Origin of the sequence: Agrobacterium sp. SORGH_AS 787, from assembly GCF_030819035.1 — a bacterium.
GTDB classification, from domain to species: Bacteria; Pseudomonadota; Alphaproteobacteria; order Rhizobiales; family Rhizobiaceae; genus Agrobacterium; species Agrobacterium larrymoorei_B.
Genome location: NZ_JAUTBG010000001.1, coordinates 1,959,479 through 1,980,851, shown reverse-complemented (window position 1 = coordinate 1,980,851; position 21,373 = coordinate 1,959,479). Strand labels below are relative to the sequence as shown.

Sequence of the window (21,373 nt, the reverse complement as noted above, 5' to 3'; positions counted from 1 at the left end):
TTTTGAAGTGGCGGACGAGTCCGCCACCCTAATGATCGTGTCACGCCGTAAGCTTGGCCTGCACAAGCTTATTAGCCCCGGAAATATCGGGGAGCTTCTCACCGTTACGCAGCCGCTCCAGAAGCACGATTTCGGCCTCCTGCATGCCGATAGCGCGTTCCGCCATGCCGCGCGCCTGGCTCGGATGAAGTGCAACAACGCCGCTTTCATCGCACAGGATCGCATCGCCGGGATTGATCATCTGGCCACCGACGCTGATAGGAACGTTAATCGCGCCTTCCATCCCAAGAATCTTGGTTGTGATCGGTGACGGACCACGGCACCACATGGGCATGTCCACTTTTGTAAACTCGGAGAAGTCCGTTGCAGGCCCATCGATGACGCCAGCTTTCACGCCTGCCATCTTCATCGTGTTGGTAATCACACCGCCCCAGCAGGCGTGGCGTGTATCACCACACCGGTCGATGAGGACGATATCCCCCGGGCGGACGAGTTGCGTCAGGTAGTGAAGCATGGTCGAATCTGCATTCGGAATACGTAGCGTCACGGCGGTGCCGGCCACTCGCTTGCCAGGAAGCACCGCCCGAACATCGGGGTCGACGAAGCCAGAGTGTAGTACATGACCGATCGTGGCGACTTCGACCTGTTCCAGGAGTTCGATGACGTCCGCGCTGATCTGTTCCGGCATGGCATTAACGATAAACATGTGAATTTCTCCGATCAGAGAACGTGATGGTTTGCAACCGGCACGTTAGCGCGCACCTTGGCCGAATAGTCGAAGTCGAGCGTCACTCCAGCGGTTCCGACGCTGTCAGAGCACTGAGCGATGATGTGACCCCACGGATCTATCACCATGGAATGCCCCCAGCAGGCCTTCTTCCCGCCCGCATGGGTACCGATCTGACCAACAGCAAGAAAATAGGTCTGGGTTTCGACAGCGCGCGCTCGAGCCAGCACTTCCCAATGGTCTTTGCCCGTCATCAGCGTGAAGGCGGCCGGCAGGACGATCACGTCTGCGCCCTTGTCTCTCAAAGCGCGGAACAACTCCGGGAAACGGATATCGTAGCAAATGCCGCAGCCAACGGTCTTGTCGCCAACCTTATAGGTCACGACCTCCTCGCCACGGGCGACGGAGTCGGATTCGCGATAGCTGATACCATTCGGCGTATCGACGTCGAAAAGGTGAATTTTGCGATACCGTGCAATTTGCTGGCCATCGGGACCGAAGACCAGCGTCGAGTTGTAAAAGCGGTTGCCTTCCTTTTCCACGATGGAGCCGGCATGGAGCGTGATCGCATGCTTTTTTGCAAGTGCTGAAAGCAACGTATATATTTCGCCGCCGGGGAATTCCTCGCCGCTCTCATGCATCTCCTGCGGATTATCTCCAAGAAATGCAAAGTATTCAGGAAGGACAATGAGGTCTGGTCTATCGGCCTTTACTGCTTTTTCAATCAGATCAGCAGCAACCGCAAGATTTTCCGTCTTGTTATTTTCGGTGTTCATTTGAACAAGTGAGACTTTCACGTTGCTCTCCTCTCATGTTGCGAGGGGAATTAAGAAGTGGATCTTGCCCCATGACAAACGGAAAAACTCTATCAACACCCATAAGGTAAGCTTATGGATTAATCATTTTGCAATGCAGCACAAAATTTAAGCTGCGACGGTCATCCATGGCATGCTGGTTTCACCGACGATCTCTCTCGCCATATCGGCGATCGCTCGCGCCAGCGCGTTGTCGCCACGGTCCTGATAAACCGTGTGGAAGGTGAGAGGGGGCACAGGGGGCGCAATGTCGAGAATCCGCGCCTCACCTGATGTGATGATACCCTCTACCAGCACCCGCGGCAGCGCCCCCACGCCGACCGCCGTCGCCACCAAACGCGTCATGATCGAGAGCGAATTGGAATTGTAGATCCGACTATCGGACAATCCGTGGGAATCGAGAAGCGCACGCAAAACTTGGTGGGGCTGCGATCCGGCGGAGAAGGTAAGCAGCGGAAAATGCGCAATATCTTCAAGCGTCACGCCCGTTTCCGGTAGCGGCAACTCGACCGCGCCCACCCAACAGGATTCAAAGGTACAGAGCGGTGAGTTACAGATATCAGCAGCCATTATCGGACCCATAATAAAACCGACATCGACCTCACCGTTCTGAATGCGCTGAGAGAGTTTCAGGCTCGTGTCTATGGTCAGGTCCAGACTGATACCGGGATATTGTTCATTCACTCGCCGGATAAGCAGCGGCAGCCAGGCGTATACAATTGTGTCAGCGGCACCGATCCTCACCGTGCCTCTCAAAGCCTCCCGGCTGCTGACGATCTGGCGGAACTCGCCAGTGAGATTGACGATCTTTTCGGCATGCTGCAGCGCCAGACGACCAGCCGGCGTCAGGTTGACACAACGCACATCGCGCGTGAACAGCACAACGCCAAGCTCGCGCTCCAGAGCGGCGATACGATTGGAAACAGAGGCTTGGGTCGTGTGCAATCGTTCCGCCGTCGCTGAAAAGCTGTTTAGACGCGCTGCCCAAAGGAAGGTTTCGAGAAATCGTGTGTTCATGGAATGGAATGTCCTCGCATGTCTCCGGTCCCCCTTTCGTGACTGAAACGTGGGGAATGTTAGTGCATGCTCCGTCTTCTTGCCAACGGCGCTGGTGTGGCCATTCTGGGCGTTGCCAGGCATGAGCAAGGCAAATCATCATCGATGCATCGTGCATTCGCCGGGCCGGCGGCAGCACGAGCGTGTAGCTCAATCTTAAAGCCGTCATCGACAGGTGGCCAAAAGCGTGTAAGGCGGTAACGGTCGTATGAGGCTGGTGTCAGAGGACGCGCGTTTTCAAACGCGTCACATCTCTGCAAGGGCCTTGAGCAGCATGATATCGTCCTTTCCGCTGATGGCGTTTGCGTCCGTCTGAACCACATACTCGACGACGGCAGAGATGCCTCCGAGATGCTCTTTGAGCAATCTTGCGGCTTCATCGTCGTCACGGGCCTTGAGTGCGGCATAGAGCGCCTCGTGCTCTTCGATGACTTCATCGAAATAGCCCATTTTGGGAAAGCCGCGACGGCGCACGCGATCAAGCTGGCCTGTCGCATTGTGGATTGTCTGCCAGACGTTCGGAAAGCCGGCGATCCGGCACAGGAGCCGGTGAAATTCGTTGTCGACCTTGAATGCCTCATTGACGTCTCGCCGCTTGGCGGCGTCCTGCTGCCGGAAAAGCAGAAGGTCGAGGTCGCGTTCATAGACCGGATCGAAATTGCGCGCCGTGAGCCTGATGGTGCGCATCTCGAGGCTTGAGCGCACCAGATGCCCTTCTATCACCTTGCGCATGACGATCTTGTTGACGAAGGTGCCGCCGCTCGGGACGATGTTGACGAGGCCTTCCTGCGCAAGGCGCAAAACTGCCTCCCGCATCGGCGTTCGAGAAATGCCAAGTTCGGCACAGGTCTCTTTCTCGTTCAGCGTCTCGCCGGGCAAGAGTTTCATCGTGATGATCGCATCGCGGATAATGTTATAGGCCCACAGCGCCTTGGGCAGGCTAGCGCCCTCCGCCGCATCCACATCGCCCAGTCCCAACTTCGCGTGAGAATTCACTACAGCCCTCTTTTGCACAGTTCGAAGTATTGCAGCACCCTAGCACATCGCCCCACATTCTTGTCACGAGACGACGCCGGAGCATGAGCCTCAGATTGCATTGGCGAGATCAAGCGTCATTGCAAGGAGAACCCTGGCTCCCGCCGCGACCTGATCCGGCTCGCACCACTCTTTCTCGCTATGGGAAATCCCATCCTTGCACGGCACGAAGATGATCGCCGTGGGGCAGATATGCGTCATCGAAAGGGCATCATGGGCCGTGAGTGTCGGCAGCATCATGGATTTGTAGCCGAGGCGCTCCGCCGCTTCCAAAATCTGGCCGGAAAGTTCCTCCGAGAGATCGAGGCGCTGGCGATAATGCGACGTGGTGGCGTCGATCGCAAGTCCGGTCTCCTCCGCAATCCGCGCAGCGGCAGACTCGATCCGGTCAATGATCGCCGCCCGGCCCGCCTCCGTCGCATGAACGGCAACATAAGACAGCTTGGTCAGGTGCGGAATGTTGACACGGTTGTTCGGCCAGTTCCGGATCACGGTGGCGCTAACCATTCCATCGGGCTCGTTTTCCGCCCCGATCGCCTCTATTTCGAGAATAAGTCTTGCGGCAGCGACCAGCGCATTGCGCCGTTTTGACATCGGCGCCGTCTGCGAATGACCGTTCTCACCGCTGATATCGATAAACCCACTGCATCCCCAGGAACTGTTGGAGACGGCGGCGATCATCGCACCGGCCTCCTCCATCTCCGCACCCTGCTCGATATGCAGTTCCAGATATCGATGCACCGCTCGACCGCCAACTGGAAGTGACCCGGCATAACCGATGCGCGAAAGCTCATCCCCGAGGCAAACGCCACCATCGTCCCTGCGCGACAAAGCGTCATCGAGGGGCAAAAGCCCGGCAAAGATACCTGATCCCATGACGCCCGGCTGAAAGCGCGCGCCCTCCTCATTGGTAAAATTGGTGATCTCGATTGCCCGCCTGGTCGTGATACCTTTGGCATTCAGCGCCCGCACGACCGCAAGCCCAGCCAGCACGCCGAGCACACCGTCGAACTTGCCGCCAGGCATCTGAGTGTCGAGATGGCTGCCAATCATGAGCGGCGGCAAGGACGGGTCTTCCCCGTCCCGCCGTGCAAACATGTTGCCGATCGCATCGACGGTAACGGCAAGACCAGCCTCTTGCGCCCAGTAGCGAAACAGATTTCGCCCTTCCCTGTCCGCATCCGAAAGTGCCGGGCGAAAGCTGCCGCCACCCTGCGTGCCGCCAATTGCCCCCATCGTCATGATGTCGGCCCACAGGCGCTCGGTGTCGATGTCTGGAGACTGGGTCATGGTCTATCCCTCGATGGTCAGGAAAAGTGGATGCGCGATCAGTTCGTTTCGTTCAGCACTGCTTCGAGCGTCTTGAGGAAGATGTCGGCGTGCTCGCGGCCAAACGGCAGCGGTGGACGGATCTTCAACGTATTTCCATGGATGCCAGCCGCGCTGATCAGCACACGATGCTCCCGCATGCGATTGACGACCGCGAGCGAGCGAGCGCCATCCGGAACGCGGCTCACGCGATCCTTGACGAATTCCAGGCCGAGAAACAGCCCGGCTCCCCGTACATCGCCGATGCACTCGAACGACTGCTGGAGCTTGCGCATGCCCTCCAGCATGTAGTCGCCGGTCGATACCGCATTGCTCATCAGGCCTTCATCACCAATGATGTCAAGGACTGCGTTGGCCGCAGCGATCGAAACGTGGTTGGCGCCGAATGTGTTGAAATAGCGAATGTCCTGGCCAAAACGCTCCTGCACCTCGCTCTTCATCACAGCTGCGGCGATAGGCAGGCCATTGCCCATTGGCTTGCCCATGACAGCGATGTCGGGGACGATGCTGTGGCGCATGAAACCCCACATATGCGAGCCGGTGCGGCCAAAACCTGGCTGGACTTCGTCGGCGATATAGAGCGCGCCAGCCTCATGCACGACGTCTAGCGCTTTCTGGAGAAAACCAGCAGGCTCTGAAAATATTCCATCGGTTGAGAAGATGCTATCGGCGATAAAGGCGGCAGGCTTGATCCCGCGACGCTGCATGAAGGCAATCGCTTTGGATATCTCAGTTGCAAATGTCTCGCCCACATCCTTCCCGTCCGCACGGTAGGCATCCGGTGCTGGTACCGTAATCACATGCATTCCGAGCGGCATGTTGGGACCAAGCGAGGGCGAGATAGCGGCTGTTGTTGCCGTTGTGCCGTGATAGGCGTTTTCTGTGATGATAATGCCGGTGCCACCGGTATAGTAGCAGGCAATCCGCATCGCCAGATCAACCGCCTCGCTACCGGTGCAGCAATACATGACCCGGCTCAGCTCTTCCGGAAACGTAGCCAACAGCCTCTGGGAATAGTCGAGGATCTTGTCGTCGAGATAGCGTGTGTGGGTGTTCAACACTGCGGCTTGTTCAGCAATCGCGGCAACAACGCGCGGGTGGCAATGGCCGACCGAAGGCACGTTGTTGTAGGCATCAAGATAGGCATTGCCGTCCGGATCGTAAAGCCAGACGCCTTCGCCGCGTACAAGATGCAGCGGATGTTCGTAAAACAGTCGATAGGACGGGCCGAGCATCGCCTGGCGGCGTTCGATCATCAGCCGCTCGCGCTCCGGCAGGCTGCCGAGCCGCGACGCATCGAAGCCATTGATCATGGTTATGGCCGGCTTGTTCATGTCTGTCTCTCCCTTGGCGATCAAGCGCGGCATGCCGCCGCCAGACGCGCCACGACGTCATTCTTCGAAATTGCATCAAGCCTGGCAAATTGCGCCCAGACGGTGGGACTGTTGCGGGTATAACGCTCCCTGTATTCGGGAAATAACCTTGCCTGCCATTCCTGTATCGCAAGCCGCATCAGCATGCGTGTCTCGACAGCCGGATAAAGCAGTTCGAGTTCGTGAGCCGAAAGCGTCTTCTGCGTCGCATAGCCTTTCAGAAAATCGCACATCGCCTCGACTGGGTCCTCGGCATCGCCCATCTGATAGGCGGCACCCACCGCGACATCGAACAAGACCGGCGCGTGGACCATATCACCGAAATCGATGATGCCACTGATCTCGTCCGGATTATCCTTGCTGACGAGGATGTTCTCCATGTTGAAATCGTTGTGGACGACCTGCGCTGGCAGGGCAGCCATGCGCGGCACAACCAGATTTTCGAAATCGTCCATGGTACGTTGCAGCCGCGCCCGTTGTGCCTCGCTGTCGAAGATGGACAGCAATTCCCGAAGCCCCGCCGCATGCGACATATCCCAGGTGATCCGATGACCGGCGGCCTCGTGGGTAAACCCTTGCAACGCCTTTTGCATGCGACCGAGCAAGACGCCGACGCGATAGCGCTGGATTGCCGAATGCGGCTGCGATTTCTGCGATACGCCTGGAACGAACGTAACCATACGCACACCTCGCGTGCCGCCTTCATCGTCCGTCATGCGAAAATCCACCTCACCGTTTCGTGTGCGAATGATCCGCTGGATCGGGATACCCGGATCTGCGGCCTCCACATGCAGAAGCGCCTGGCTGTGCATACTGGTCATGGCCGGATTTTCTGCGGGGTTGAGGATCTTGAGAAGATATTCCGTGCCATCTGCAAGCGTCAGGCGGTAGTTGCTGTCCTTCTCGCCCCACAGCCATTCCGCTCTTCCGTCGAGCCCGTACTTCTCCCGTGCGATACGCTCTGCCTGATCCGCAAGCACGGTGGTCGCGCTCGTCTTCAGCTCAGCGCCAAGCCCGCTTGCCGTCCCTTGGTGTGCCTTGGAGGCCATGTCCCATTCCCGATACTGCAATTGAATAATCGTCGGAGGCCATCTGGGCCTCCGTGCTGTGTCTTAAGGTTAGGAGAGCCGCGGCGCGCCGATCAGCTCTTCCGGATAGGCGGATTGATAAGCCGCAGCCAGTGCCAACACGATGTCATCACGATAGCGCGGGCCGACAAACTGCAGACCGATCGGCAATCCACCTGCATCGAAGCCGCAGGGCACCGAGACTGCTGGTTGACCGGTCATGTTGAACGGATAGGTGAAGGGCGACCAGTCGGACCAGTCCTTGCCTTCGATACCACCTGGGAAATCAACGCCAGCCTCGATTGCAGTCGTCGGCATCGTCGGCAGCATGAGCGCGTCATAGGTCTCATGAAACAGCGCCATCGTCACCTTGAGGTCAGCCCTGACCTGTTCGGCGGCGACATATTCACGGGCGGTATAGGTGCAACCTTTTTCGTAGATGCGGATCAAGCCCGGATCCATAAGCGTCTTCTGTTCTTGCGTCGGATTGATCATTTCGACAGTGCGGGCTTCGGCAGCATACCACAGGGCAAGAAGAGCATCCTGCGGATTGGAGAAGCCTGGATCGACCTCTTCTATAATTGCGCCCATGTCGGCGAGCCGCGAAGCGGCACGCTCAACGGCAGCGGCCACGTCCGGCTGGACCTCGGCATAACCGAGATTGCGACTGTAGCCGATCTTCATGCCCTTGACGCTCGCGGCCTTCGCAGCTTCACGCCAATTCGGAACCGGACTGGGGCAATAGCCATACATTGCCTTTGGCGTCGGACCGGTCGTGGCGTTCATGAACAGCGCGGCATCCTCCACGGTCCGTGTCAGCGGACCGCGATGCGCAAGCTCGAACAGTGGCGTCGGCGTATCAGAAGGGATCCAGCCATAGGTCGGCTTGATACCGAATGTTCCGCAGAATGAGGCTGGAATACGGATGGAGCCTGCGCCGTCAGACCCCTCATGCAGGACACCCATGTTGAGCGCAGCCGCGACGGCTGCACCGCCAGACGAGCCGCCAGATGCACGGTCCGTGCGCCACGGGTTCAGGGTATTTCCGAAAGCAGGACCGTGGGTAACGCCCTTCCAGCCGAATTCCGGCGATGTCGTCGTGCCCAGGATAGTGACGCCAGCGCCGCGCAGGCGCTCCATGATGAGGAATTCCTTCTCGGACGGCGTGGTCGCACCAAGCGCCGATCCGCGCCGCCAGGGAATACCCTTGACCGGGGTCAGTTCCTTGATCGTCGTCGGCGCACCATCGATGGGCGAAAGCGGCTCACCTTTTTTCCAGCGCGCTTCGGATGCCTTGGCTTCCGCCAGTGCCAGCTCCGGCACGACATAGGCGAAGGCGTTGACGCTCGGGTTGAATGCCTCGATCCGCGCCAGCGACGCCTTGGCGGCCTCCACCGGGGATGCCTTGCCGGAGACGAAGAGTTCGGAAAGCTGCGCCGCCGTCATCTCGCCGAGGTCGGTACTGTTCACTACACCCATGATCTCTTTCCTCTTCTCTTTAGGCTCGTGTCGCTTGAACCGTATCGAGCGCACGACGGACAGCGCCGAACATGTCGTCGATCTGCTCGCCGGTGATGATCAGAGGTGGGCAGAAGCAAATGGCTTCGCCGATATTGCGGATGATCAGACCCTCGTTCTGGCACGCCGCCGCCACCGCCGCAGCGGCGTCTCCTGTATTGGCGTCCTCCCATGGGTTGATCTCCAACGCACCGATCAGCCCGATGCCGCGCGAGGAATGCACGAGCGGATGTTCGGCAAGTTCTGCCAGTCCGCCCAGGAACTTTCCTTCCAGCCGGGCGGCGTTGCCGACGAGGTCGCGTTCCTGGATTATCTTCAGGTTTTCGAGACCGACGGCGGTCGCGACCGGATGGCCGGACGCGGTAAATCCGTGACCGAAGACGCCGATGCGATCAGATTCATCGGCGATTGGCTGATAGAAACGGTCGTTCATGATAATCGCCGACAGCGGCATGTAAGACGACGAAATTTGCTTTGACACAACCAGAACATCCGGCTCGATGCCGAGCGTCTCGCATGCGAACATCTTGCCGGTGCGGCCGAAACCGCAGATGACTTCATCGGCGACGAGAAGAATATCGTATTTCTTCAGAATGTCTTGAACACCGGCCCAGTAACCATTCGGCGGCACCAGCACGCCGCCAGCGCCCATCACTGGCTCACCCCAGAAAGCCGCGATCGTTTCCGGACCTTCCTTCAGAATGAGCTCTTCCAGATCCTTCAGCATGCGCTTGGTGAAATCGGCTTCGCTCTCACCTTCCAATCCGAAATGCACATAGGATGGGCATGACGTGTGGATCATCCGGTCAAGCGGCAGGTCGAAGCTTTCATGGTTGCGCGGAAGACCCGTAATTGAGCCGGAAGCGATGGTGACACCATGATAGCCTTTGATCCGGCCAATGATTTTCTTCTTGTCCTTTTTGCCAAGCGCATTGGAACGGTACCAGACCATCTTGCAGGCAAGGTCGTTGGCTTCCGAACCCGATGAGGTAAAATGCACCTTCGACATCGGCACGGGAGCGAGTTTGATCAACATCTCCGCCAGATCGACAGAAGGCCCATGGGTCTTGTAAGCAAAAGTGTGGTAATAGGGTAGCTTTTCCATCTGCGCCTTGGCAACTTCGGCAAGGCGCTTCTCGCCGAAGCCAAGCGCCACCGACCAAAGCCCAGCAAGCCCCTCGATGTAACGTTTTCCATTATTGTCGATGACATAGATGCCGTCACCGCTTTCGATCACGAGGCCGCCGGATTTCTCGTATTTCCGAAGATTGACCATCGGATGCATGTGATAGGCCATGTCGCGAGCTTCAACAGAGTTTGGCATGATTGTCATGTACTGCTCCACAAACGGGCTCTTTTGCCCAACCAGGTTGATATCGACGAGCCTAGCGGTCTGATTTTGACACTTGCTGCCGCTTGCAGAAGCCTTGAGGGCAAATGTCAAATTCATTCCACTAGGCCATCATTAATGCTTCCTTCGCCCGACCGGGAATGGCCTCGATCAGGCTTTTCGTATAGGGGTGCTGGGGTTTATCGAAGATCGCGCTACCGCTGCCAATTTCGACGACCTCACCCTTCTGCATCACCATCACGCGGTCGCAGATCTTTGCTGCGACGCGCAGATCGTGGGTGATGAAGACGAGGGAAAGGTCGAGATCTTTCTTCAGCTGACCCAGCAGTTCCAAAACCTGGGCCTGGATCGAAACATCGAGTGCCGAAACGGCCTCATCGGCAATGATGATCTCAGGCTCTAGTGCCAGCGCCCGTGCAATGCCGATGCGCTGCCGCTGGCCTCCGGAAAATTCGTGGGGGAAACGGTTCGTCGCCTTCGGATCGAGACCAACCATCTCCATCAGTGCGGCGGCGCGTGCCAACGCCTTCTTTTCGTCCTCACCATAGGCAATCGGTCCTGAAGCGATGATGCGCCCGACCTTTTCGCGTGGATTGAGCGATGAATAGGGATCCTGAAAGATCATCTGCATGCGCCGGCGCATGGCCCGGAGGGCTTCGCCCTTCAAGTGCGCCATGTCCTGACCGCTGAGCAGGATGCGCCCGCCATCAGGGTCCTGCAACCGCACGAGGCAACGCCCCACCGAGGACTTGCCAGATCCGCTCTCGCCGACGATGCCCAGCGTCTCCCCGCGGCCAAGCGTGAAGGACACGTTGTTGACCGCATGCACCTCACGCGCTTTGGAGAACAGTCCGCCACCCATCCGATAGATTTTCGACAAATTCTCGACAGCAAGCAAGGGCTCCCGGTTGCCGACATGCTTCACACCTTCGCCGGGTCGCGGGATCGCCGCGATCAGCTTTTTCGTATAGGGATGCCGTGGCGAGAACAGCACCTCTTCCGCCGTACCCTGCTCGACAATCCGGCCGAGTTGCATCACGCTGACATAGTCAGCAATCTCGGCGACGACGCCAAAATCGTGAGTGATGAACATCACCGCCATGTTGCGCTCTTTCTGGAGCCGGGCAATGAGTTTTAGGATCTGTGCCTGTGTCGTGACATCGAGCGCCGTGGTCGGCTCGTCGGCGATCAGCACTTCCGGCTCCAGCGCCAGCGCCATGGCAATCATGACGCGCTGACGCTGGCCGCCGGAAAGCTGGAACGGGTAGCTTTCTGCGGCTCGTTGCGGATCGGGCAGCCCGACCTCCGTCAGCAGTGAGAGAGCCCTTTCGCGTCGCTCTTTTGGCGTCAGCAAACCATGCGCCTCGAAGACTTCCTCGATCTGTGGCGAAATCTTCATCAGCGGGTTGAGCGCCGACATCGGTTCCTGGAAGATCATCGCCACCCGGCGCCCGCGAACGGCGTAAAGCGCATCCGCTGGCATGGTGAGCAGATCCATAGCACCAAGCAGGATACGGCCCTGCGCCACACGAACCGTCTCCGGCAACAGCCCCATCAGCGCGTTGGCGGACATGGACTTGCCGGAGCCGCTTTCGCCCACCACGCAGAGCATCTCGCCGGGAAAGAGCTTGAAGCTGACACGATCGACGGCATAGGGTCGATCTGCGCCATCCGGCAGCGCGATACTCAGCCTGTCGATATGCACGACGGGTTCGCCCTGCCCTTCTTTCTCCAGCGCACCCGGATGGATAATGGCGGCAGCCTCGTCAACCGTCATGGTCTCAGCGTCGATAGTTTCTGCCATGTTTACCTCCCCTTGCGCGCAAGGCGCGGGTTGAGGGCATCATTCAGCCCTTCACCAACCAGATTAAGCGCCAGAACGGTCAACAGGATCGCAAGGCCCGGAAAGAAGCTTACCCACCAAGCCTGACGGATCACAGTGCGGCCAGCACCAATGATGTAGCCCCAGGACATGATATTGCGATCACCCAGCCCCAGGAAGGACAAGGAACTTTCGATCAGGATTGCGGCCGCCACCATCATCGAGGCAAGCACGATGATCGGCGAGAGCGTGTTCGGCAAAATCTGCCGCCAGATGATCGTCGAATGCGTCTGCCCCGACAGAACGGCCGCTTCGACGAATTCCCGCGAGCGCAGCGACATCACCTCGCCGCGGAGAAGCCTGGCAACCGGCGGCCAGGAAACGACGGCGATGGAGATGACGATCGAATAGATGCTGGGCTGGAAGATAGCGACGAGTACAACTGCCAGCGCGAAACTTGGAACGCTCTGGAAGAACTCGGTGAACCTCATCAGCAGATCGTCCACCCAGCCGCCGAAGTAACCGGCAATCGCTCCGATGGGAATGCCGATCAGCAGAGAGACGACGGTGGAAACAAGACCGACAAGCAAAGAAACCCGAGCGCCATGCGCGAGCCCTGCAGCGAGATCGCGCCCCATCGGATCGGTACCGAGCACGAAGGCATCCATCGTGAAAGGGGGAATGAAGGGTCGCTGTACCATCGCCCACGGTGACTTGGTGTAAACAAACGGAGCGGCAACCGAAAGAATGACAACCAGAAGCAATATAACAAGGCCAACAACGGCACCGCGGTTCTGCGAAAAGCGTTTCCAGAAATCCTTCATGACGTCGCCTTGATGCGCGGATCGACGAGGCGATAAAGCACGTCGGTGATGAGGTTAAAGAGCAGGACCATTGCGGCGGAAACGACGAACACGCCGAGCAGCAGATTGTAGTCTCGCTGCGACAATGCGTCGAACATCAGCCGGCCGATGCCCGGCCAGGCGAAAACGGTTTCGATCAGCACAGCCCCGCCGACGAGCTGCCCCGCCTGCAAACCTGCCAGGGTCACGACTGGCAAAAGTGCGTTGCGCAGCACATGGCGGCGCTGGATGATGCCTGGACGCAGACCTTTGGCCTTCGCTGTCTTGACGAAATCGAGCCTGCCGACTTCCAGCATCGAGGCGCGGGTCATGCGGGCATAGACCGCCATGAAAAACAGACCGAGCGTCATGGCGGGCAAAATAAGGTGCTGCAATATGTCCAGCACGCGGTTGAGGCCAGTATAATTGGCCCCGACCGTTTCGTAACCGAAGCCGGGTAGCCAGCCGAGTTCAACGGAAAACAGCAAGACGCCCATGAGCGCCAACCAGAACAACGGTGTCGCATAGAAGATCAGCGCTACCAGCGAAATGATCGTATCGGCCCATTTGCCCTGCCGTGCAGATGCAAAGGCGCCGGCCGCCACCCCGAGACCGAGCGAAATCAAGAAGGCGGAAAGTGACAGAAGCAATGTTGCCGGTAGGCGCTCACTGATCAGATGGAGCACTGGCAACTGCTGACGATAGGAGTAACCGAGATCGAGCCGGAGGACGGAGGACACATAAATCCAAAGCTGCACATAGAGCGGCTTGTCGAGACCGAAGCGTTCTCTGAGCTGTTGCAGGAAGGCAGGATCGGCATCGCCCGCTTCCCCCGCCATGACCGAAGCCGGGTCACCGGGCGCGGCATGGATAAGGAAGAAATTGAGCACGGTGATACAGATCAGGATCACGGCTGCCTTTAACAGCCGCCCCGAGATGAATCTCAGCATGAGCATTGCTCCGACTAGATTGTCCGGTCTGAATGTCAGGCGGAGACACAGTCTCCGCCTGATCTCGACTTACTTCTTGATCCAGGCGTCTCGCATGGATTCCGGAAGGCCGGATGCCGTCGTTACGATATTCTGGACCTTGCAATTGTAGAGGGTCGGGAAGCCGAGTTCGAGCAGCCAGGCGACAGGCACGTCTTCCTGAAGCTTCTTCTGCACCTGATCGTAAAGTTCCTGGCGCTTGGACGCAGGATAGGCGACAGCTGCTTCTTCAAACAGCTTATCGAGTTCCGGATTCGAATAACCCTCGACGTTGTTGAACGGATTGCCCTTTGCAATCTGAGAGGTCTTGTAGTTGCGATCCACCCCAATTGCCGGATCGCCATTCTGGTAAAGATAGGTGAAGGCGATATCGTATTCCCAGTTGGACGTGCGCTGGTTCCAGCCCGCCACATCGGTCGCCTCGATCTCAATCGGAATGCCGACTTCTTCAAGGTTTTGCTTCACGGCTTCCGCCCAGCGCTGCCAGGTCTCGCCGTAAGGAAGCGGCAGAAGTTTCAGCGGCTTACCATCGTAACCGGCTTCCTTGAGCAGCGCCTTGGCCTTATCGACATTATGCGCGTATTTCGGCTCGACATCCTTATAAAAGGGAAGTTTCGACGAAAGCGGGCCTGTTGCGACCTTGCCGTAACCGTTCCACAGGACATCCTTGGCAAACTCGCGGTCCAGCGCATACATCACTGCCTGGCGGAATTTGACATTGTCCATCGGCGGCTTGCGGTTGTTCAGCCAGAGCCAGGAAAGGGGCGCGAAATACTCCCAGCCTTTTTCCGTTATGCAACTGTTGGGCAGATCTTTCAGTCGCGGAATGTCGAAATTCTCAACGGAACCGCCCGGCAAGACATCGACTTTTCCCGTCTCGAAAGCCACTGATCGCGATGCGCCGTCCGGAATGACCTGATAGTAGAGCTCGTCGAGATAGGGCTTGCCCTTGATGTAATAATCCGGGTTCTTGACAAGATGGATGTAGCTGCCCCGCTTCCATTCATCGAATTTGAACGGACCCGTGCCAATCGGCTTGTCATTGGCTGGATTGGTGGCGTAGTCGGTGCCTTCATAGATATGCTTTGGCAAAATCGGCATCGTGTAGAAGGCCAGACCACGGATGAAGGCCTCGAAAGGTTGCTTCAGCTTGAACACGACGGTCTTGTCGTCCGGCGCGGTAACGCTTTCCACATGGGTCATGAGGTTGCGATGACGCGGCTGCATCTTCATCAGGTAGTCGTTGGCAGAAAACAGCACGTCGGCCGAGGTCATCGGCTTGCCGTCATGCCACTTCACGCCATCCTGTAGCGTGAACGTATAGGTCAGACCATCGTCGGAAATGGTCCAGGATTTGGCGAGCGACGGCTCAGGCTTGAGGTTCTCGTCATAGCGCAGCAAACTCTCATAGATATTACCCCCGACCAGCAGGGCTGGACCATTCGTGGTGGTCCCGATCATAATGCTTGGCGGCTCAGGCTGAACGATGAGGTTCAGTTTTCCGCCTGGCGCGGCCTGCGCCAAGGCCGCCGTTGTTGTCATGCAAAATGCTAGAGATGCAGAAATCAGTCGTCGCATGAAGTTCCCCTTATGGATTTTCGTTTTCTTGCAGACGTCACTTTGCGATTTCATCGCAGCAACAATATACCAATATATCGGTACATCATCTTGACTCTCTGCTTCAGCGCATGTCAAGCACTCCCAGGAATTTTTTGCATAAAACTTAAACTCGCACCAATTTCGCCTAAAAAACAATCATCTCCAACACAGGATGGCGCGATGATGGGCGATGGCTGCGGGCTTAAGAGAGATCGAATAGGAGACTGGGTTTGATGAGCGATGCAGAAACCAAGGGCCCCCACATCGCGCTGATTAGCAGCACTCTCGATTTATCGTTTCTGAAAGACATCTTCGCTGCCTCCAAGATGAACGCCCGGGTGAGCATCTATCCAGAGACTGGCTTTAAAGATGCCGACGTGGCGGTGGCATGGAACCCACCACATGGTCTCTTGGCTGACATGCCTAATCTGAAATTGATTCACAGCATCGCTGCGGGCTTGGACAATATCTTCGCCGATCCGAACCTCCCGTCTGTTCCAGTTTGCCGTGTCGTGGATAACCAGCATGCGCTTGGAATGGCGGAGTATGCCATCTGGTCGGTTTTGCTGTTTCATCGACAGATGGACCTCCATCTGCAAAATGCCGCGCTCAAGCGCTGGGAACGTCCAGCACAGATAGCGGCGCAGGACTACACGGTTGGAATACTAGGCTTCGGCACAATTGGAAGGACCGTCGGACGCAGTCTCCACGCCCTCAATTACGATGTTCGCGCATGGGCGCGCTCACCAAAGCAGGAGGCCGGGATCACCACCTATTGCGGAGACGCGGAACTACCGGACTTTCTGTCCGGCTGCGACGTCCTGATCTGCCTGCTTCCCCTGACAGATGCCACACGTGGCATCATGAATTCCAGCCTGTTCGCACAGCTTCCAAAGGGTGCTGCGATCATCAACATGGGGCGCGGCGAACACGTCGTAGAGACCGATCTTCTGGCTGCAATCGACAGCGGACACCTCCGCGGCGCGGTGCTCGATGTCTTCGTGAAAGAGCCTCTTTCCGATGACAGCCCATTATGGCACCACCCCCGCATCTTCACGACGCCGCATATCGCGTCCATGCCTGATCCGAAAAATGTCGTCGCGCAGATTTTTGAGAATGCGACACGCATCTTGTCCGGACAACAACCGCTGAATATGGGCAGCCGTGAAAGCGGTTACTGAGTTGCTGGGGGTGCCAGCATCAGGTTCAGCGTCGACACATCAAAACCTGGTTCCTGCGCGATCAGGCTCGGCTGATCCGCAAACACATACTCGACGACTGCCGCGATATCATCGAGATGCCGCCGCATGAGATTATAGGCCCCATCGGCATCGCCGGACTTGATCGCTTGGTAAATGGCCCGATGCTCTTGTTCGACTTCGTCGAAATAGCCTGATCTCGGAATGGCGTATCGCCTTATGCGATCAAGCTGTCCCGTGGCATTGTGAATGGCCTGCCAGATGTCGGGGAAACCTGCCATCGTGCAGACCAACCGATGAAAATTATTGTCTACTGCGAACGACTGGTCATAATCTTGCCGCTTGGACGCATCGTTCTGCAAGAAGACTAATAAATCGAAATCCCGGTCGTGAACGGCATTATAAGAATGCGCCGCGATCCGAGCCATCCGTAATTCCAGGCTGGAACGGATGAGATGCCCTTCAATTACGCCTCGTAGTGAGATGGTGTTGACGAAGGTGCCTCCGCTAGGCACGACATTGACCAGCCCTTCCTGCGCAAGCCGCAACACGGCCTCCCGCATCGGCGTGCGAGAAATACCGAGTTCGGCGCAGGTTTCCTTCTCGCTGATCGTCGCGCCCGGCTCCATCTTCATCGTGATGATCGCATGACGAAGGTGGTTATAGGCCATCAGCGCTTTGGGCTGACCGACACCATCGCCGGGGAGGAAGTCGGACTGCCTCAAACGCGTGTTCACCTTAGCCCTCCCCCCATCGTGGTTTTCTTATGTTGCTATACCGATATATCGCAGCTCCTTCCCACCGTCTGCAAAAAAATGTCGCGTGCTGACAGGGGATCGGTTCGGCGAACCAGCGCCGACGACGATGCAAAACAGGGAAATCCGGCGCAGTGGCTGCCGCTCTACATCGAAAAGTTGTTGTTGCCAAGCAATGAAACCGGCTGATCTCTATGGCAAGACGTAACGGCGGAGTACCCGCTAGATCAAAGGCTCACACATGTTGGCCACCGTTGATATGAATTTCCGCGCCATTGATATATGACGACTGCTCGGTGCAGAGAAAATAAATGGTCCTGGCGACTTCGTCCGTGGTGCCGAGCCGACCAAGTGGCACTTCAGCCTCGACCAGCGCATCCGTACCAGGGGAAAGGATCGAGGTAGCGATCTCGCCCGGCGCAATCGCATTGGCACGAACACCACGTGGACCGAATTCGTGCGCAAGTTCGCGGGTAAGCGCCGCAAGCCCTGCCTTGGATGCGGCATAGGCAACCCCTGCGAAAGGATGCACCCGTGAACCCGCGATCGACGTCACATTCACGATCGATCCCTGCGCAGCCTGGAGTTCCGGTAACAGTGCTCGCGCAAGAAGAGCGGTGGAAACGAGATTGACGTTCAGGATTTTCGTCCAGGTCGCCGCATCGGTTTCGGTCACGCCCAGCCGACTGCCGCCCGGTCCCTTCGGCGAGACACCCGCATTGTTGACCAGTGCCGCCAGCTTGCCATCGGGAAGACGGCTACGGACCGTCTGGACCAGTTCATCAATGCCAGCAAGGTCGGCAAGATCTGCCTGAATATGGCTCTCACGAGCCGATGGCCAACGGCATTCCTCAGAAAATGGCTGCCGCGATACTGTCAGTATCCGCCACCCATGTTCCAAGAACAACTTAACCGTAGCATGCCCAATCCCACGACTGGCACCCGTCAACAGCATATATGGGAAGGAAGCCAAGGACATAACTCCGGTTATCAGCGATGGGGATGAGCCCGATATATCGATATGCTAGCGGTAAAGCAAAGCTTTGCAAGCTATTTCCCAAACGCTGCCGCACCCGATGAGGGCGCTGGCGCCGCGCGAGGCGTCCGTTCCCTTGATGGAGATCGTCCGCTGGCTCAGGCAATACGCACACCGATGCTCCAGCTGCGGTCGCTCGCAACTGTCGATCCGTATTCTCTTAAAGACCTCAATACGCCATGGCAGAGTTTGGAGTACAAATCTTGCCCAGCAGATCCAGCCCGCATGCGCTTGGAGCTAATTAACAATTATTAAAGCAGCAGTTACCTGTTATCGGTATGGTTGAGTCGCCGTTCACCTTCACCACTTCGGCATTCTGCAGGAAAACCAATGACCAACGCCCTCGATTCCGACATCTTCAACCTTGCGCCGATCGCTATGTGGATCGAAGATTTCAGCGGTGTGAAGACGCTGTTTGATAAGTGGCGAGCAGAAGGTGTCACCGATATCAGGGCGTTCCTGCAAGAGGACCGCAACCGGGTCGTCGCCTGTTCAAAGCAGATCCGCATTCTCAGCGTCAACGCTAAGACATTGGAACTGTTCGGGGCGGAAAGCCTCGAAGAGCTGAGAGCCAATACTACCGCGGTCTTCCGCGACGATATGCTGGATACCCACATCAATGAGCTGGCAGCGCTGTTCAATGGGGAACTGTCGTTTTCGAGCACGACGGTTAACTACACGATCGATGGACGCCGTCTCGACATTCAGCTGCGTGGCTCCGTACTTCCGGGCTACGAGGCAACCCTCAGCAGGCTGCTTTTGACAACCGAAGACATTACAGAGCGTGAGAATGCACGTCGCGCTGAAGTTGAACACAGACGTCAGGCAGAAGGTGTCTTCGAGCATTCCCCCGTTTCGCTATGGATCGAAGATTTCAGCCGGATTCGCACGTTGATTGAAGACATCCGCAATCAGGGCATTACAGATTTTCGCACCTTTATGGACGTTCATCCGGAATTTATACGCCAATGCATGAGTGAGATCCGGGTCATCGACGTTAATCAGGCGACGCTCGATCTATTTTGTGCAAAGAACCGCTCCGATCTATTGCTACGGCTCGGTGAAATTTTCCGCGACGATATGGAAAAGCCGTTTCGAGAGCAACTGATGGAGCTTTGGAATGGAAATCTCTTTCACCATCGCGAGGTGGTCAATTATGCACTGGACGGATCTGTCCGCCACATCCTGCTGCACTTCTCGGTGTTTCCCGGTCACGAAGACGATTGGTCGCGGGTGCAGGTGGCGCTTGCCGACATTACAGCGCGCAAAAAGGCCGAGACCTATCTGGAATATCTGGGCAAGCACGACGTATTGACCAAACTCTATAATCGCGCCTTCTATGCCGACGAGATGAACCGGCTGGAGCGTAAGTCGTTGCGTCCTGTTTCGGCGGTCATCATCGATCTAAACGGCCTGAAAGAAGCCAATGACCAGCTTGGGCACGATGCTGGCGACGGACTGTTGCGCCGCTTCGGTGAGATCCTCAATGGCGCAGTCGCCGCTCCGAACCATGCCTGCCGCATCGGTGGAGATGAATTTGCTATTCTCATGCCTGGCGCAGACGCAAAAGCCGTCGGCACGATGATGGAAACCATCACGGAACTCTTGAGGATCAACAATCAGTTCTATTCGACCCTACCGCTAAGCATGTCATACGGCGCTGCAACCAGCGAGGCGGGCGAAACGATGGAATCACTCGTAAAACGCGCCGACGTGCTGATGTACGAGAATAAGAAAGCGCATTATGCCGCCACTGAGGTCGGCACCGATATGCAAAGAGCGACAACTCGGACACGTTAGAAGCGGGTGAAACCAGGTTTAGAGCTGGGCAGCACGTTTGGTGTTTGAGCTGGAAAGAGCGTCACCCACATCCCCTCCGAGATGAGATACAGGTAGCTTCGTCCTTAGCGCAGCGGAAACACGTTGGAGGTGCGCTTTCTCACCTCCGTGTCGGTCCACTGGCATTGCGGCTTATATCCGGGCGCTGACTGCTTTTTCGATATAGACGTCCCGGAGCCGTCTGCTGACAGGTCCAACGACACCCTCCCCTATCACCTGGCCATCGATGGAAAGAACCGAGGTGACGAAAGACGTGGCCGACGTGATGAAGGCCTCCTGCGCCTCTAACGCCTCTGCGACCGTGAATGGCCGCTCTTCCAGCAAATATCCCGCCTCTTCTGCAAATCCGAGGACCGCCTTGCGCGTAATACCGTGTAGAATGTCGGACGACAGTCCGCGGGTTACGATCTTGCCGTCCGTCGTCACGATGTAAGCATTGGCGGAGGACGCTTCCGTAACGAAGCCATCCTGCACCAGCCAGGCATCATCGGCGCCGGCTTGATAAGCGGCATTTTTTACCATCGAGGGGTAGAGAAGCTGCACGGTCTTGATATCGCGGCGGCCCCAGCGAATATCGGGTAGTGTGATGACCTTGAGGCCACGCTTGGCCAGAGGACTTTCCAGAACGGGGCGCGCTTGAGTGAACATGACAACGACCGGTGGCGTATCCTTGGAGGGGAAATTGAAGTCGCGGTCGGCATTGCCACGCGAAATCTGCATATAGATCAGCCCCTCATCGACCTTGTTATCCGCAACCAGCTTGCGATGGATGGCCAGCAGCTCCTGCGCGCTCATCGGTGTCGGCATGTCGAGCGCCTTCAGCGAGCGCGCTAAGCGCGCCATATGGCCATCGAAATCGACGAGCTTGCCGCCAATCACGCAGGTGACTTCATAGATGGCGTCCGCAAAAAGATAACCGCGATCGAAGATCGAAACCTTGCCTTGCGATTCGGGGCAATAGTGTCCGTCGACATAGACGATACGTTCAGGAGAGGTCATGAGTGTTCAATTCCCAGAAGAG

General features: G+C 57.2%; 19 protein-coding genes. 3 read left to right on the top strand and 16 right to left on the bottom strand.

All coding sequences use genetic code 11. The features are described 5' to 3' along the window. Positions 1–40 precede the first annotated feature (40 nt). The 13 genes from QE435_RS08710 to QE435_RS08650 form a co-directional block, all read right to left on the bottom strand. A complete protein-coding gene (locus QE435_RS08710) occupies positions 41–706 on the bottom strand; it encodes an RraA family protein (RefSeq protein WP_349040988.1) in 666 nt (221 codons plus the stop codon). A gap of 14 nt (positions 707–720) precedes the next feature. After that, complete coding sequence (locus tag QE435_RS08705; RefSeq protein WP_349040987.1) at positions 721–1,524, bottom strand: carbon-nitrogen hydrolase family protein; 804 nt, start codon at positions 1,522–1,524, stop codon at positions 721–723. A gap of 126 nt (positions 1,525–1,650) precedes the next feature. Next, positions 1,651–2,559, bottom strand: coding sequence for a LysR family transcriptional regulator (locus tag QE435_RS08700; protein ID WP_306927614.1), 909 nt, complete (start codon positions 2,557–2,559; stop codon positions 1,651–1,653). Between the two features lie 285 nt (positions 2,560–2,844). Continuing rightward, the gene (locus QE435_RS08695; protein WP_349040986.1) at positions 2,845–3,594 is read right to left on the bottom strand and encodes a GntR family transcriptional regulator; all 750 of its coding nucleotides are present in this window, start codon (positions 3,592–3,594) and stop codon (positions 2,845–2,847) included. 90 nt (positions 3,595–3,684) lie between these two features. Further along, positions 3,685–4,923, bottom strand: a complete 1,239-nt coding sequence (locus QE435_RS08690) for a Zn-dependent hydrolase (RefSeq protein ID WP_349040985.1) — start codon at positions 4,921–4,923, stop codon at positions 3,685–3,687. A gap of 38 nt (positions 4,924–4,961) precedes the next feature. After that, positions 4,962–6,275: an aminotransferase class III-fold pyridoxal phosphate-dependent enzyme gene (locus tag QE435_RS08685; RefSeq protein ID WP_349041162.1), complete on the bottom strand. Its 1,314-nt coding sequence runs from the start codon at positions 6,273–6,275 to the stop codon at positions 4,962–4,964. A gap of 41 nt (positions 6,276–6,316) precedes the next feature. Further along, positions 6,317–7,384, bottom strand: a complete 1,068-nt coding sequence (locus QE435_RS08680; protein ID WP_349040984.1) for a phosphotransferase — start codon at positions 7,382–7,384, stop codon at positions 6,317–6,319. A gap of 69 nt (positions 7,385–7,453) precedes the next feature. Then, positions 7,454–8,881 (bottom strand): amidase, encoded by a 1,428-nt coding sequence (locus QE435_RS08675; RefSeq protein WP_349040983.1) that lies wholly within the window; start codon positions 8,879–8,881, stop codon positions 7,454–7,456. 19 nt (positions 8,882–8,900) lie between these two features. Further along, entirely contained in the window at positions 8,901–10,253 is a 1,353-nt protein-coding gene (locus QE435_RS08670; protein ID WP_349040982.1) for an aspartate aminotransferase family protein, read from the bottom strand. A gap of 121 nt (positions 10,254–10,374) precedes the next feature. Then, positions 10,375–12,075 carry an ABC transporter ATP-binding protein gene (locus tag QE435_RS08665; RefSeq protein ID WP_349040981.1) on the bottom strand — a complete coding sequence of 567 codons (1,701 nt, stop codon included), beginning with the start codon at positions 12,073–12,075 and terminating at the stop codon, positions 10,375–10,377. Between the two features lie 2 nt (positions 12,076–12,077). Then, positions 12,078–12,917, bottom strand: coding sequence for an ABC transporter permease (locus tag QE435_RS08660; protein WP_309770451.1), 840 nt, complete (start codon positions 12,915–12,917; stop codon positions 12,078–12,080). After that, a complete protein-coding gene (locus QE435_RS08655; RefSeq protein ID WP_349040980.1) occupies positions 12,914–13,885 on the bottom strand; it encodes an ABC transporter permease in 972 nt (323 codons plus the stop codon). The genes QE435_RS08660 and QE435_RS08655 overlap by 4 nt, the downstream gene beginning before the upstream one ends. Positions 13,886–13,954: 69 nt before the next feature. Then, positions 13,955–15,502 (bottom strand): ABC transporter substrate-binding protein, encoded by a 1,548-nt coding sequence (locus QE435_RS08650; RefSeq protein ID WP_349040979.1) that lies wholly within the window; start codon positions 15,500–15,502, stop codon positions 13,955–13,957. Between the two features lie 254 nt (positions 15,503–15,756). Between QE435_RS08650 and QE435_RS08645 the strand changes: the two genes are divergently transcribed. Next, positions 15,757–16,704 carry a glyoxylate/hydroxypyruvate reductase A gene (locus QE435_RS08645; RefSeq protein WP_349040978.1) on the top strand — a complete coding sequence of 316 codons (948 nt, stop codon included), beginning with the start codon at positions 15,757–15,759 and terminating at the stop codon, positions 16,702–16,704. Here QE435_RS08645 and QE435_RS08640 read toward each other — a convergent pair. Then, on the bottom strand, positions 16,698–17,357 hold the full coding sequence (locus tag QE435_RS08640; RefSeq protein ID WP_349040977.1) for a GntR family transcriptional regulator: 660 nt from the start codon (positions 17,355–17,357) through the stop codon (positions 16,698–16,700). The genes QE435_RS08645 and QE435_RS08640 overlap by 7 nt on opposite strands. A gap of 12 nt (positions 17,358–17,369) precedes the next feature. On the opposite strand from QE435_RS08640, the gene QE435_RS08635 reads away from it, so the two are divergent. After that, complete coding sequence (locus QE435_RS08635; RefSeq protein WP_349040976.1) at positions 17,370–17,666, top strand: hypothetical protein; 297 nt, start codon at positions 17,370–17,372, stop codon at positions 17,664–17,666. A gap of 46 nt (positions 17,667–17,712) precedes the next feature. Here the strand turns inward: QE435_RS08635 and QE435_RS08630 are convergent, their stop codons facing one another. Then, on the bottom strand, positions 17,713–18,432 hold the full coding sequence (locus QE435_RS08630; RefSeq protein WP_306930137.1) for an SDR family oxidoreductase: 720 nt from the start codon (positions 18,430–18,432) through the stop codon (positions 17,713–17,715). A 411-nt stretch (positions 18,433–18,843) separates the two neighbouring features. Between QE435_RS08630 and QE435_RS08625 the strand changes: the two genes are divergently transcribed. Beyond that, positions 18,844–20,313, top strand: a complete 1,470-nt coding sequence (locus QE435_RS08625) for a sensor domain-containing diguanylate cyclase (RefSeq protein ID WP_349040975.1) — start codon at positions 18,844–18,846, stop codon at positions 20,311–20,313. Positions 20,314–20,484: 171 nt separating this feature from the next. Here QE435_RS08625 and QE435_RS08620 read toward each other — a convergent pair whose 3' ends face one another. Beyond that, entirely contained in the window at positions 20,485–21,351 is an 867-nt protein-coding gene (locus tag QE435_RS08620; protein WP_349040974.1) for a D-amino-acid transaminase, read from the bottom strand. Positions 21,352–21,373: the final 22 nt, after the last annotated feature.